This window comes from Paenibacillus sp. SSG-1 (genome assembly GCF_002224835.1).
GTDB classification, from domain to species: Bacteria; Bacillota; Bacilli; order Paenibacillales; family Paenibacillaceae; genus Paenibacillus_AQ; species Paenibacillus_AQ favisporus.
Genome location: NZ_MBRK01000001.1, coordinates 6,136,662 through 6,150,110 on the forward strand (window position 1 = coordinate 6,136,662; position 13,449 = coordinate 6,150,110).

Consider the following 13,449-nt stretch of genomic DNA (forward strand, 5'->3'; position numbering starts at 1 on the left):
CAAGGTGTAATCAGTACACTGGTATTGACTTAACTTGAATATCGAAGCTTCCACGTCATAAATACAGGTGAAAAACATGCTGCCATTAGAGCGACAAAAGAAAATCATCGATCTGCTGAACGTCCGCAAGGTGCTGAAGATGAACGAGCTGACCGAAGAACTGGACATCTCCGTGGACACGCTGCGCAGGGACATCAATGTGCTGGCCAATCAGGGGAAAATCGTCAAAATCTATGGCGGCATCAAGCTGGCCGAGCCCAAGTATGGCGAGCCTTCCATGGATGAGCGCATGATCGACCGGCTGGAGGAGAAGGAAACCATCGCCCGGAAATGCAGCGAATACATTCAGGACGGGGATTGTATTTACATCGACAGCGGCTCGACGACATACCATATTGCCAAATACATCAAGGACAAGAAGAAGCTGACGGTCATTACCAACTCCATCCCGGTCATTACCGAGCTGATGAACACCGACATCGAGCTGATGATCATCGGGGGAAAAATCCGTAAGGACGAGCAGTCGGTCGTAACGTTTGAGTATATTTTCAACTTTCATGAACTGAACGTCCTCAAGGCGTTTATTTGCTGCAGCGGCATCACAACCGAACGGGGAATTTCCGACTACAACCTGGAGGAAGCGACCACGCGCAAAAAGATGATCGAGCTGTCCAAAGAGGTTTTTGTCGCCGCCGACAGCAGCAAATTCGGCCGGGATGTCACCATTGCGATCGCGCCGCTGGACAAAATCGATGCGATCGTGACAGACAACCTGGTGGACCGCAGTTATGCCGCCAAATTTAAAAAGACGCAGACGAAGCTTATTATTGCGGACGAATAGCGGCCGAATAACAGAGCAACCGCCTAACGCAAAAGGACTTTCCCTGATCGGCTGGCAAGCCGGGGAAAGTCCTTTTTTTATCGTAAAATTCGGAATGGATATCGTATATATTCAATCGATCAAGCGGTGCTGATACCACTTCTTGCCCATGAAACGCAGCAGGAAGACGGTGCCGCGCACGCCCCACTCACAGTTCATCGCCAGCCAGACGCCGACGATTCCCCAATGCAGCACAATGCCGAGCACATAGCCCAGGATGACCCGGAACAGCCACATCGACAGCATGGAGACCAGCGAGGTGAACTTGGAGTCCCCGGCGGCCCGCAGCGCCGACGGCATAATAAAGCTGATAGCCCAAAGCGGTACTTGCGCGATCAGGTTGATGAGCAGGACCGTGAAGATGTCCCCGACGATCTCTTTCGGCGGGTGGAACAGGCTGACGAGCGGATGGAACAAGGCCATCATGATCACACCCGTCAGCACGAAGGAGAAGGACGCCAGCCACAGGAACGTCTTGGTGAACTTGCGCGCGTCCTCCACGTTTCTCCGTCCGATGCACTGCCCCACTACCGTCACCAGCGTGAGCGAGAGCGCGTTCGCCGGAATTTGGGAGACGCCTGCCAGCGACCCGCTGATCGCATTGGTGGCGATGGCATATGTGCCAAGGCCGACGATGAAGATCTGGGTCAGCATTTTACCGCCGTTAAAGAACATCTGCTCCGCTGCAAACGGGATGCCGATGGAAAAGATTTTGCGGAGCATCTTCAGGTTCACCTGAACGATGGACCGGAGCTGGAAATGCAGATCGGTGTCCCTTTTCACCAGAAAGTACAGCGCGCAGGCGGCCGCCAGGTACCGGGCAATGTTGATCGCGATCGTCATGCCAAGCACGCCCATGTGCAGCAGGTTAATAAACACCAAATTCAGCGCGACGTAGGTCAGGTTCATGAACAGGGACAGCATGAGCGAAGCCCTCGATTTGCCGATCCCGCGCAGCGCCCCGCACACCGCTTCAGTAATGGCGATCCCCACAAAAGACACGCCGCCTCCGAGCAGATATACTTTGGCATTGTCCATGACTTCCGGCGAAGCCGCTCCGAACAGCACGCTGAGCAGCGGCTGGTGGAACAAGACCAGGATCAGACTGAGAGCCAGCGCCAGGATCGCGCAGGCGGAGACGGTGCTTGACGCCGCTTTGGAAACCATAAGGTCGTTGCCGCTGCCCTTATACTGCGCGACGACGACCGTTCCGCCCGTCGACATGGCGATAAAGACGCTGACCAGGAAAATATTGAGCGAGTCGACCATATTGACGGCACTGATGGCGGCGACTCCGGCCGAACTGATCATGGCAGCGTTGACCATGTTCAGCGAAATAATAAACGCCTGGTCGATCAGAATCGGAATGAACAGGGAAATAATCTGCCGGTAATCGATCGATTCACCGGTAAGATGTTTGTCTAGCAGGCGCTCGGTGTTCGCCCTAAACTTTAGCTGATACAAGGGATCACTTTCTTTTTGTCGGATTAGGCATCTGGCAGTATGCCCACGTTTTTATAAAATGAAAAAACCCTTCGGAAAGAAGAGTCGGCTTGCCAGGTATGCGGATCTAGGGGTCCACAAAGGACATAACGTCTTGAAAAAACGGCTCCTCAAAGGTCTGCCGCGTTAATCAATCTTACATATCGTATAGCAGGTTGGCTTTTTTCCTCTGGTTGAGGTTATCACCGGGGGTGGCCCCTGTCAACGGTTAATTTCTGTGTTTTTTCAACGGTATGAAAATATGGTTTATTCCGGTCCGTTTAAAAGGGATTTTGTTGGTCTGCAGCGAATACAATGGAGTTTTCAAACGAATAGGGATGGAGGATTCATCGATGGCAAGAAAAATAAGGCCGGGCATTGTTGCAGCGTGTCTTGCCCTGATCATGCTGCTTACGCTGGCCTTTCCGCAGCGGGCCTTTCTGGAAAGTGGCATGATCATTTTCATTAAAACGCTGACCGGAAAAACCATTACGCTGAACGTTGAACCGTCGGATTCAATAGAGCAGGTTAAACAGAAGATCCAGGATAAGGAGGGCATTCCACCCGACCAGCAGCGCCTGATTTTTGCTGGAAAGCAGCTTGAGGACGGCCGGACGCTCGCGGATTATAACATTCAGAAGGAATCCACGATCCATTTGGTGCTTAGGTCCTCTCTCCAGGCGACCGATTTTGATTTGGCGACCACGAAGAATTCGGTTCTAGCGTTTACTGAAAACATGTTTGCAGGCCACATTAGCGGGAGCGGAGAAGACACTTTGAACAGCGTGCGGATTTCCTCACTGCCCGATCCTGCTATGGGGAAACTGGAGCTTACAGACGGGGACACCCCGAAAGACGTGGTCGAGGCTGAAGAAATTGATGCTTCCGATTTGGGGAATTTGAGATTTGTCCCTGCATCCGATTTCATAGGCACGGCTTCATTCACATGGAGAGCTAAGACCAATGCAGGCCTGGTCTCCACGGAAGCTAAAGTCAACATTACGATCCAAGAACAACCATTGAGTAATAATGCTAATTTGAGCAGTTTGACTTTTTCGGCGGGGCAGTTGAGCCCGGAATTTGATCCTGCCGCCTCGGCTTACAAATTGTCGGTGCCCTGCGGCGTTTCAGAAGTGACGTTGAAAGCCACGGTGGCGGATTCGAAAGCAACCATGACGATCAACGGCAGTCTGGCGGTAAGCGGACAGGAGACTCGTGTCTCGCTAAGCCCCCTCACGACGGAGGTTTCCTTGATCGTCACGGCACAGGATGGGACGACAGGTCTGTATTCAGTGGAAGCATCCCATCCGGCCGACTGCACGGCTCCCGCCTGGCCGGCCGATAGCCGCTTGACCTTTTCCGGCGTCACGTCAGGAAGCCTGACCCTGAACTGGCCGGCGGCAACGGACGTCACCGGCGTAGCATCATACCGTGTCGCGTCCGGTTCAGGCGACGCAGTGACGGTCAGCAGCAGCGTCTATGCGTATGACGTTGCCGGGCTGGCTGCCGATACCGCCTATACGTTCAGCGTCACCGCCCTGGATGCAGCCGGCAACGAAAGCCTGCCGCTGAAGGGAAGTGCCGTAACCGCCAGCAAGCCTGGCGGAGGATCCGGCTCCTCGAGCAGTTGGCCTTCTACTACGCCTGCCCAGCCGGTTCAGGAGCCGAAGCCTCCTGCCGAGCCGAAGCCTCCTGCCGAGCCGGACCCGGAGCCGGAGCCGACGCCTGAACCGGATCCGTTCAGCGATATCGCCGGCCACTGGGCCAGAGCGGATATCCTCCGGGCGGTGAAGCTGGGGCTGGTCCGCGGCTACCCGGACGGTACGTTTGAGCCGAACATGCCGGTTTCGCGGGCAGAATTCACCGTCATGCTGGTGCATACGCTGAATTTGCAGCCTCGTCAGGATAACCCTCCGCACCGGTTTACCGATGAGGGCTCGATCGGGTTCTGGGCCGTTGATGCTGTAAATGCCGCGTACCAATCGGGCGTGACCGCCGGATATCCGGACGGACAATTCCGGCCCTGGGCACCCATATCCCGTGCGGAGATGGCTGTCATGACCGCCAAGGCACTTGGCCTGGCGCAAGAAGCCGCGGGGCGCACCTCGTATAACGATGACGCTCTGATCCCGGCGTGGGCGAAGCCCGCAGCGGCCGCCCTGGAGGAGCGTAGCCTGACCGTGGGCCGCGACGGCCGGAACTTTGCGGCCGCGGCACGGACGTCTCGAGCCGAGGCCATTGTCCTGCTGCTTCGCCTGATGGACGATCAGCAATCCTAGGGTTCTGCGCTTAAAAATAGTCTAACATGTAAAGAACCACCGTCTGCATTGAACTATTCTCTCGTTGTTAGGCATCAACTAACCGTGGAGGTTCATTCACAAGGCGGTGGGTTTTTTTAGTCACGGAAAAGAAAGGAGAGCCAAATGAAACGGAGTCGAATAAAAGCCAGCCAAATCGTTCTTACTCTGATCTATCCCATGGCCTTCTTCTGCTTTTTAAATCTGGATCAGCAGTTGGATTCGTGGGCGATCCCTATTGCCGTTTTGATTCTATTTAGCTTACTGTGGGAAAACCTGACCTATCTGCTGATATCCAACCTATTCACCTGGGTGATCGCAATTCCTCTATGGTTGGTCATCAGAGCACCAAAGGAAGAACAAACCTTCGCTATTTTCACGGCCTCCCTTCCGTTCATCATCCTGCTATATATCGGGTGCGTTCTCATCCCTGAAATGCTGATCGTCTCCGCAAAAAACTTCATCATAAAAGAGTTCAAACGCCGAAATACAACGAAGTAACGGCGGTAACCCCGACCACAGCTATAAACGCAAGAAAGCCGCTGTCCCCAGCGGCTATTCAACAAATATGCGCTGCACCCGGCTGCCGATCCGGCTCACGATTTCGTTGGTGACCGTATGGCAGCGTGCGGCCATCTCGCCGGCGGTGATCTGCTCATCGCCATCTTGGCCGATCAGCGTGACGGTGTCCCCTAGCATTACGTCGTCGACACCAGTGACGTCGACGGTCAGCTGATCCATGCAGATGCTGCCGATGATGGAGGCCCGCTGCCCGCGGATCAGGACTTGTCCACCCCCGTCCGACAGCATCCTTGGAACGCCGTCGGCATAGCCGATGGACACCGTGGCGATCCGGATATCGCGTTCCGGAACGAAGCGGCGTCCGTAGCCGACCGGCTGGCCGGCCTGCACCTCCTTCACCTGCGTCACGGTCGCCTTGAGCGCCAGCACAGGCCGCAATTCGGCCTGGCACCGCACGGCGTCGCCCTCCTGGCTGAGCAGGCCGTACAGCGCGATCCCCGGCCGGGCCCGGTCATAGCGCAGCTCAGGGTAATTCAGCATGCCGTAGCTGCTCTGAAGATGCACAAGGCCTGGATCGATGCCGGCTTCCTTGATTTGCGCGACCACACCATCAAAGTGAGCGATCTGCCGGCGCGTAAATTCGGTCTCCTCCGGTCCAAGTCCGTCCGACATGGACAAATGACTGAACATGCCCGTCACCCGAAGATTGACAAAGTCATAGCACCGCAAAATCGACATCGTATCCTGGTGGGGCACGCCGAGCCGGTTCATGCCGGTATCGATTTTGACATGTACCTCCAGGTCGATACCGAGCGCCTCCAAGGCCTGCCCGTATTCCAAACTTACCATCGTCTGCGTCAGATGGTACCTGGCTAAATCGGCGGCCCTCTCTGGATCGGTGTAGCCAAGGATTAGAATCTCCCCCTGGATGCCTTGTTCCCGCAAAAGGATCCCTTCCCCGATTTCCGCCACAGCGAAGCTATCCATCCCCGAACGGTTCAAATGCCCCGCGATCTCCGTAATACCGTGTCCGTATGCATTAGCTTTAACCACCGCCATCAGGCGGCACCCGGAAGGGAGGAGCCGCTGAAGCTCTGCGGCGTTATGCCGCAAGTGATCCAGGCTGATTTCCGCCCACGCCCGGTGGGATAAGGAAGGCCGGGCTTCTCTCTTTTCGCCTGGAGAACTAAGCGAGTATCCCCATCTCACAGGGAACGTTTCTGCCCGAAGACGATGCGCCCTCAACCCACCAGCCCCTTCCGCAAATCATGGAAGACGGTGATGATGCAGCCGTCCACATTGTTCCCTGAGCACTCCACCCTCGTTTCGGGGCGGACCTTAATCGTCAGCACCTGCTCTTCTTCATGAACAGGAACATAGTACATCTCCACAAGATGTTCCTTCACCTTTTTGAACAGATGCGGACCATCTAGGGTGAACTGCTTCAAGTAGTCCGTGTATTCCTCCAGGCACATCCCATACTGCTCCATGATGATGGCATGCGGCACCCCCACATAGCGAAAATGCCAAGGCTCACAGGCAATGTGCGTCAGATGCTCTTTGCCCTGCTTGTAACGCTGGATGAAGCCATGCTCCGCTGCCAGCTTCCGGAAAGAGGCATAAACGCCACCCTCCGGAAACGAAGGGCATAAATAGTCGACCCCCGTATGCTTATCGCCCACATCGGCCGCCAGTCCGGTCTGGTGTTCGCTTTCTCCGGGACGAGCCACGTAACTCGCAGTAAAAATCTCCCCGTTCTCCACCAGCGACCGGTCGTAGATGCGCTGCTGCTCCATCGCGGTGCGGTAGCCGCTGACCACTCCGATGCTTCCCCGGCCCCCGCAGGCGTCCAGCAGCGCCTCCAGCTGCTGCAGGCAGCTGCGTTCCAGACGCATCACCCGCTCATGAGTGCTGCCATGAGCGAGTGATTCCACGGGAGCGAGGCTCTTGGAATAAGGCACCTGGCGGAGCGGATGCTCGCTGTTAATGAGGACCAGGTGTCCGCGGTACACCATGCTCGGCTGGATGTGAATCACGCGGCCTTCCGTGCCTACAACCCCGATCATCGGATCACCTCCATCGCTTCGGCCAGCTGGATCAGCCGGTCCATCAGATCCGGGTACGGCAGGTGGCTGGCCCGCATCATGTTCGGATAGCGGCTGGCGGCCGTGAAGCCGGGCATCGTGTTCACCTCATTGAATACGATCCGCTCCCCTTCGGTAATGAACATGTCCACCCGGGCCAGGCCGCGGCAGCCAAGCGTCCGGTAGATGCGGCGCGCGGTCTCTTTGACCCGGTTCGCCGTTTCTTCCGAAATCCGGGCAGGCAGATGGATCTTAGACGAAATCAGCTGGTATTTTTCCGTATAGTCAAAAAACTCGCCCTGCAGCTCGATCTCGTCGATTTCTCCGATGAACGGCTCCCGATGACCCAGGACCGCGCAGCCCACTTCAAATCCGGCAATGTTCTGTTCGACCACCACTTTGTCGTCATGCTGCAGCGCCTCACGGATGCCGTCCATCAGCGCCAGCCTGTCGTACGCCTTCGTAATACCGAAAGAGGAACCGGACTTGGCCGGTTTGACGTAGACGGGATAGCCCAGCGTCTCAGCCGATTTGGCGGCCGCATACAAGTCGTCTCCTGCGAGGACCGTGACCGAACCCGCCACTTCCACTCCGGCTGCTTTGACCAGCTTGCTGGCAACCTCCTTGTCCATACAAAGGGCAGAAGACAGTGTGCCGCAGCCGACAAAAGGAATGCCCGACAGCTCCAGCAGCCCCTGCAGTGTGCCGTCTTCCCCATTTTTGCCGTGAAGAACCGGGAATACGACGTCCACCGGCGTCAATCGGTATTCCGTCCCGACCAGCTCCACGATTCCGCCCGTTTCCCTGCTTGGTGGCAGAAACGCGGGGATGCAACCCGGATGCTGATGCCAGCGGTCCCTGCGGATCTCCTCCGGATCTCCGTGGTACCTCAGCCAGGCTCCCTCCCGGGTAATGCCGATGAGCACCAGCTCATATTTAGCCTTGTCCAAATGATCTATGACGGAAGCCGCCGATTGCAGCGAGACTTCATATTCCGTTGAGCAGCCGCCGAACAGCACGGCGATCGTTTTTTTCTGCATCTCTTTCTCCCCATTTCCGGTCCGGTGCCCACTCCGCGTGAGCGCCTGAGCGTGAACCTAAGATGCTTTTGATTATAGGGAGAGGATGTTAAGCAAACAGAAATTAATATTAAAGGAAATCTAAAGAAAGATTAAAGAGCCGGTCCCGCTGGCATGAACGGGCATCCATGCTCAACCAATGCAGAGCCCGATGTTGCCAAACTGCTCCCCGGCAGTCATTCTCCGGAACGCCGCCGGCGCTTCGTCCAGCGGATACATCCGGTCGATCAGAGGCCGAATGGCGTGCTCCTCCATGAACCGAAGCATCTCTCCGAACTCCTCTCGGCTTCCCATCGATGTACCGATCCATGACAGCTGCGGAAAAAACAACGCCCTTAGCGGGACCTCCACCGTGTCACCGGAGCTTGCCCCGAAGCTCACAATCCGGCCGTTCGGCTTGATCACCTCCAAGTATTTGGAAAAGGTGGCCGGACCGATGCTGTCGAGGATCACATCCACCTTCTCCCCTTGCAGCCCTTCGTTCCAGTCTCCATTGCTGGAAAAAGCTCCCCGCACAGCATAACGCCGCGCTTCTTCAAGCTTGGCCTCGCTTCGGGAAGTGACGTTGACGACAGCCCCCGCAGCTTGGGCCATGAGCATGGCGCAGGTTGCAACCCCGCCTCCAATGCCCGGGATGAGCACGTGCTCGCCAGCCTTGATTTGCGCCCTCGTAAACAGCGCCCGGTAGGCCGTGAGCGCGGATAAGGGCAATACTCCCGCCTCCTCCCAGGTCAGGTATGCCGGCTTCCGGAAGGCATTGTCCGCGGGGATGATAACCGTCTCGGCAAACGTCCCGTCCGTAGGCCCGCCCAGGATTTGCGGCACCACCGGTACCTCTTCGGTTCGATCCCAACCGATCGTCGGATGGATGATAACCTCCGTTCCTGCGGTCAGACCAGCTACTCCCTCGCCTACAGCATCGATGACGCCTGCGCCGTCGGAACCCAGGATGAGCGGTGCATCCGCCGCACGGCGTCCCTTCATCAGAAACAGATCACGGTGATTGAGTCCGGCTGTTTTTACAAGGACCCTGATCTCTCCGGGGCCTGGCTGTTTCGTCTCCGCGTCGGTGATCCGCAGTCCGTCCAGACCGCTCCGGCCATGATGAATAGCTGCTCTCAATTGAATCTCTCCCTTTTTTCCGGCCTCTGTGAAGCCGTTTTGGGATTCATTGTATAGGCCGCTTTAGAGCATGTAAAATGATTAGTAGTGAATATGGCGTTCAGTCAAAATGAAGTCAGGAAGGTGAGCCGAATGGAAAGTGGAGATTTGCGTATATTCCGGGCTGTAGCGGAGGAAGGAAGCATTACACGGGCGGCCCAAAGGCTGCAATATGTTCCCTCCAACGTCACCGGCCGGATTCGCCAGCTGGAGGAAGGTTTGCAGACTCCGCTGTTTATCCGGAGCAACCGGGGGATGGAGCTGACCCCGGCTGGCGAGCGCCTGCTTGAATACGCGCGTCAAATTCTGAACTTGCTCGATGAAGCGGAGAAATCCGTGCAGGCGGAGGATGCTCCGCGGGGACCGCTGAGGATCGGGGCGATTGAATCGGCCGCGGCAGCTCATCTGCCGGGACGTCTGGCCGCTTACTACGCCCGCTACCCTCATGTCAGCCTGTCCCTCGCCACAGGCAATTCCCGCGTGCTCATGCAGCAGGTGCTGGACCGCGAGCTGGACGGCGCTTTTGTGTACGGCCCTGTTCCGCATTCCCAGCTGGAGCAGATTCCTTCCTACGATGAAGAGCTCGTGCTGCTCTCCGAGGCCGGAGCGGCCAGCCTGCAGGAACAGCTGCAGAAGCCGATGCTCATTTTATCGACAGGCTGCACCCACCGCTCCAGAGTGGAGCGCCTGCTGGCCGAAGCCGGAGTTCAGCATCCGCAAATCATGGAGTTCGGTTCGCTTGAAGCCGTGCTTGGGGGTGTGGCTTCGGGCCTCGGCGTAGCGCTCCTCCCAAGGTCCAACACAGTTCAGATCCCCAACGAGAAAAACATTGAAGCCTTGACCCTGCCGGAGTCCTACCGCGAGGTCGTGGTCTATTTTATCTATCGCCGGGATGTACCGCTGAGCAGCGCGCTTCGCGCTTTTCTGAAGCCGGAGAAATACGCCGGGCCGTCTGCCTGAAAAAAAAGGGACGATGCCGGCAAGCGCAGCATCCTCCCTATTGGCTCCCATTCGGCATTACTGCTGCTGGGACTTGTCGTATTCCTTTTTGGCTTTGTAAGCGAAAACCGAGTAGACGATAATCATTACCGGAATGACCATCCAGACGATCCCGCGGAACAGCGCAAACGGCGTCTCGAACAGGAACGCCTGCCAAAATCTTGGGCCGCTCATTTCCCACAATCCCGGCGTGTAATACAGCGATTGGGGCTTCAGGATAACGGATGCGTCAATGGCATCGGTCGAAATCAGCGCCGCGAAAATCGGGATAAAGCAGCAGCACAGCGTCATCCACATGTCGGAAATCCGCTTATACCGGGCCGCCTTGGAGTCGGCATCGGAGAAAATATCTTCATTTCCCTGGTCACTGTTCTGCTTGAAATATTGAGCCCCCGACCCCTTCGTGCCGGCGACATGCGTCCAGCCGCTGTCTTCGAACAGGGCAACGTAATCCTCAAAGTCCCGCTGATTCTTAAACGTGCGGAAGTCGATCCGGTAGTTGGCTTCCTCCGGTACGCTTCGCTCGAATTGATAGCCGAAGGACTTCCGGACAAGCGTATAGCCCAGCCGGGCCATGTCGTTCAACCACTGTTCTTCCTGGTCCAGATTCGTGAAAAATTTATATTTTTTCATGCAGCAACTCCTCCTTGCCCCACTGCATATTGGTTACTTCGATCATATGGCGCATCCGGTCGTAATCCTGTCTCAGCATTTCACGTCCCAGCTCGGTGATGACATACACCTTGCGGCGGCTGTCCTCGCTCGCAGTCGGCTGGATGAATTTCTGCTTCAGCAAATTGTCCACCGCCCCGTACAGCGTGCCGGCCGCCATCCGGACCTGCCCCGCGCTGAGCTCCTCCACCTTCTGCATAATCAGGTAACCATGCGCCGGCTCCAGCAGCGCCAACAAAATATAATATACCGTTTCGGTCAGCGGTAAATGTTTATCTCTGCTCAATGAAGTGCCTCCCTTTTGTTCAGTCACACTTTATATCGTTCAACTGTATATTTACACTATATACAGTTTAACTGTATATAGCAATAGCGAAAAGGCCAACACCCGGAAGAATCGGGCTTGGCCTTAATTTCAAACGGTCTCGATCCTTGCGGGAAGCATCTGCTTGCGCCGATAGATCGATAACAGCAGCCCCATGGCGCAAAAATCAATCACCTGCGTGAACCCGCCATAGCCGACAAAGGGCAGGCTCTGCCCCACGATGGGCACCACACCGTACGCCATAAGCAGCGGCCACAACAGCCGAATGCCAAATACGACGATGAACGCGGAAAATATACAGGTGGCATATTCATCCCTAATGGACACGCTCATCTTCCAAATTCGTATCATGAATCCAATGACCAGCAGCCCGATGACGATCCCGGCACCCCATCCAAAACAGTAAATAAGATACGGATACATCGATTCGTCATAGATAAAAGGGAGGGTTTCGTTCGCCGCCGCAAATCCGTGGCCCGTCCACCCCGCCGAACGGATCGCTCCGATCGTCTGCAAGGTCTGGTAATCCTTATCCTTTTCGCTCAAAAAGGAGTGCAGCCGCTCCACAAGGTAAGGGGTTTGCGTTAGTTTATATATGTACAAAGAAAGGATCGGCAGTCCAACGGCCATCAGAGGAAACCGGTTGTGCCTCAGTGCAATAATTCCGAATCCCGCTAAATAAATGCAGCCGTACAGCAAGGAGCCGCTCTGCCAATACAGTACGACCGGAACGACCATTTGGGCCGCGAACTTGATCCAGCCGACAATATCGCTGCGCCGGAACCTATAGGTCAGTCCTGAAGCCGCAATAAGCAATGGCAATATGGATGCAGCCATCACATTAATGGCAAAGGAACCGATCGCCAGACTGGTCGTCTGCCCATTCGTCGTTATGCCTACCTTCAACGTTAAAGCCATTAAGGCGATGGTCCCGCAGAATATTACTCCGGAAAACTTCCTCAGCTTTCGGTAGTCCAGGAAATAACAAATAAACAGACCGGCAAAACCTAGCGCAACATAAAACAGCTTCTTCTCAAAAAACTGAGCGAGCATCCAAATCCTTCGGCCAGACATCTGCACATTCAGTAATCCAAACAACCCCACAATCGTCAGCAGCCCCAATAGAACAACAAGCTTCCAGTCGAACACAGGTTTATGCGCCCGGTGAAGGCTTCGTCCGATGTCGTCGGGATCGCCCATCAGCTTAATCGCTTCCTGCGCACAATGCTCTTCAGCAACTCCTTCGGATGCCAGCATGTCCATCCGTTCCACAATATGACTTCCCAGCTCCTCACGGATTTCAGCATGCATGGATTTAACGCGGATATGCCGGCATACCCGGTCAAGAAACTCCTGAACCGCCGCATCCTTTTCCACAGCCCGCATCAAATACCCTCCCCGATCACCGTATCAACCGCCGTGCGGAAACGAACCCATTCCTGCTGCTTTTCTTTCAGCTGACTCCGGCCCTGGTCGGTTATCCGGTAGTACTTCCGTTTGCGGCCGTCATGTGTGCTCCAGTAAGCTTCCAGCCAGCCTTCCGACTCCAGTGTGTGCAGGATGGGATATAAAGTTCCCTCTTTCATGGAAAAAACGCCCTCAGAGCTCTTCTCGATTTCCTTGATTAATTCGTAACCGTACATTTCCTTCTTGTTCAGCACCGTCAGCAGCAAAATGACCGTGCTGCCCTTGAGCAGCTCTTTATTAATCGCCATGATCTTCTCCTAATACCTAGATTTACAATACATCGTAATACTATGTATATGAGTATATCGAACAGCATTTGGATTGGCAATAGATGGGGACAAAATAACGAGGCAGGCAATAATCCGCATCAAAAAAGCCCCCTCCTCCAGTGGATACTGAAGAAGGGTGCCATATTGAGGCATAGCTCAGCCGCCGCTGAGACCTCGTGTTTCGTATAACGGTGCCCCATTTCTAACCCCAC

13 protein-coding genes are annotated in these 13,449 nt (G+C 55.5%); 4 read left to right on the plus strand and 9 right to left on the minus strand.

The window, feature by feature from the left end:
* The first annotated feature begins 76 nt into the window (after positions 1-76).
* Positions 77-841, plus strand: a complete 765-nt coding sequence (locus BCV73_RS27980; RefSeq protein ID WP_089549345.1) for a DeoR/GlpR family DNA-binding transcription regulator — start codon at positions 77-79, stop codon at positions 839-841.
* A gap of 111 nt (positions 842-952) precedes the next feature.
* Here BCV73_RS27980 and BCV73_RS27985 read toward each other — a convergent pair whose 3' ends face one another.
* Positions 953-2,344, minus strand: a complete 1,392-nt coding sequence (locus BCV73_RS27985) for an MATE family efflux transporter (RefSeq protein ID WP_089549346.1) — start codon at positions 2,342-2,344, stop codon at positions 953-955.
* Positions 2,345-2,715: 371 nt separating this feature from the next.
* On the opposite strand from BCV73_RS27985, the gene BCV73_RS27990 reads away from it, so the two are divergent.
* Complete coding sequence (locus BCV73_RS27990; RefSeq protein WP_089549347.1) at positions 2,716-4,641, plus strand: S-layer homology domain-containing protein; 1,926 nt, start codon at positions 2,716-2,718, stop codon at positions 4,639-4,641.
* A 144-nt stretch (positions 4,642-4,785) separates the two neighbouring features.
* A complete protein-coding gene (locus BCV73_RS27995; protein WP_089549348.1) occupies positions 4,786-5,160 on the plus strand; it encodes a hypothetical protein in 375 nt (124 codons plus the stop codon).
* Positions 5,161-5,214: 54 nt separating this feature from the next.
* On the opposite strand, the gene vanT is transcribed toward BCV73_RS27995, so the two are convergent.
* The 4 genes from vanT to BCV73_RS28015 form a co-directional block, all read right to left on the minus strand.
* Complete coding sequence (gene vanT, locus BCV73_RS28000) at positions 5,215-6,390, minus strand: serine racemase VanT catalytic subunit (RefSeq protein WP_089550444.1); 1,176 nt, start codon at positions 6,388-6,390, stop codon at positions 5,215-5,217.
* Between the two features lie 32 nt (positions 6,391-6,422).
* Positions 6,423-7,247, minus strand: a complete 825-nt coding sequence (locus tag BCV73_RS28005; protein WP_256993031.1) for a D-alanyl-D-alanine carboxypeptidase family protein — start codon at positions 7,245-7,247, stop codon at positions 6,423-6,425.
* Entirely contained in the window at positions 7,244-8,305 is a 1,062-nt protein-coding gene (gene vanG / locus BCV73_RS28010) for a D-alanine--D-serine ligase VanG (protein ID WP_089549349.1), read from the minus strand. The genes BCV73_RS28005 and vanG overlap by 4 nt, the downstream gene beginning before the upstream one ends.
* Positions 8,306-8,476: 171 nt before the next feature.
* Positions 8,477-9,466 (minus strand): zinc-binding dehydrogenase, encoded by a 990-nt coding sequence (locus tag BCV73_RS28015; protein WP_089549350.1) that lies wholly within the window; start codon positions 9,464-9,466, stop codon positions 8,477-8,479.
* A 132-nt stretch (positions 9,467-9,598) separates the two neighbouring features.
* On the opposite strand from BCV73_RS28015, the gene BCV73_RS28020 reads away from it, so the two are divergent.
* A complete protein-coding gene (locus tag BCV73_RS28020; RefSeq protein ID WP_089549351.1) occupies positions 9,599-10,465 on the plus strand; it encodes a LysR family transcriptional regulator in 867 nt (288 codons plus the stop codon).
* Positions 10,466-10,522: 57 nt separating this feature from the next.
* On the opposite strand, the gene BCV73_RS28025 is transcribed toward BCV73_RS28020, so the two are convergent.
* From BCV73_RS28025 to BCV73_RS28040, 4 genes are all read right to left on the minus strand, one after another.
* Positions 10,523-11,137, minus strand: coding sequence for a DUF2812 domain-containing protein (locus tag BCV73_RS28025; RefSeq protein ID WP_089549352.1), 615 nt, complete (start codon positions 11,135-11,137; stop codon positions 10,523-10,525).
* On the minus strand, positions 11,124-11,462 hold the full coding sequence (locus BCV73_RS28030; protein ID WP_089549353.1) for a PadR family transcriptional regulator: 339 nt from the start codon (positions 11,460-11,462) through the stop codon (positions 11,124-11,126). The genes BCV73_RS28025 and BCV73_RS28030 overlap by 14 nt, the downstream gene beginning before the upstream one ends.
* Before the next feature lie 129 nt (positions 11,463-11,591).
* The gene (locus tag BCV73_RS28035; protein WP_089549354.1) at positions 11,592-12,887 is read right to left on the minus strand and encodes an FtsW/RodA/SpoVE family cell cycle protein; all 1,296 of its coding nucleotides are present in this window, start codon (positions 12,885-12,887) and stop codon (positions 11,592-11,594) included.
* Positions 12,887-13,216: a PadR family transcriptional regulator gene (locus BCV73_RS28040; protein WP_076173111.1), complete on the minus strand. Its 330-nt coding sequence runs from the start codon at positions 13,214-13,216 to the stop codon at positions 12,887-12,889. The genes BCV73_RS28035 and BCV73_RS28040 overlap by 1 nt, the downstream gene beginning before the upstream one ends.
* Between the last annotated feature and the right edge of the window lie 233 nt (positions 13,217-13,449).

Coding starts and splice junctions, on each gene's coding strand:
- BCV73_RS27995 (WP_089549348.1), top strand. CDS start 4,786: ATGAAACGGAGTCGAATAAAAGCCAGCCAAATCGTTCTTACTCTGATC.
- BCV73_RS28035 (WP_089549354.1), bottom strand. CDS start 12,887: ATGCGGGCTGTGGAAAAGGATGCGGCGGTTCAGGAGTTTCTTGACCGG.
- BCV73_RS28005 (WP_256993031.1), bottom strand. CDS start 7,247: ATGATCGGGGTTGTAGGCACGGAAGGCCGCGTGATTCACATCCAGCCG.
- BCV73_RS28020 (WP_089549351.1), top strand. CDS start 9,599: ATGGAAAGTGGAGATTTGCGTATATTCCGGGCTGTAGCGGAGGAAGGA.
- BCV73_RS28025 (WP_089549352.1), bottom strand. CDS start 11,137: ATGAAAAAATATAAATTTTTCACGAATCTGGACCAGGAAGAACAGTGG.
- BCV73_RS27980 (WP_089549345.1), top strand. CDS start 77: ATGCTGCCATTAGAGCGACAAAAGAAAATCATCGATCTGCTGAACGTC.
- BCV73_RS28040 (WP_076173111.1), bottom strand. CDS start 13,216: ATGGCGATTAATAAAGAGCTGCTCAAGGGCAGCACGGTCATTTTGCTG.
- vanG (WP_089549349.1), bottom strand. CDS start 8,305: ATGCAGAAAAAAACGATCGCCGTGCTGTTCGGCGGCTGCTCAACGGAA.
- BCV73_RS27990 (WP_089549347.1), top strand. CDS start 2,716: ATGGCAAGAAAAATAAGGCCGGGCATTGTTGCAGCGTGTCTTGCCCTG.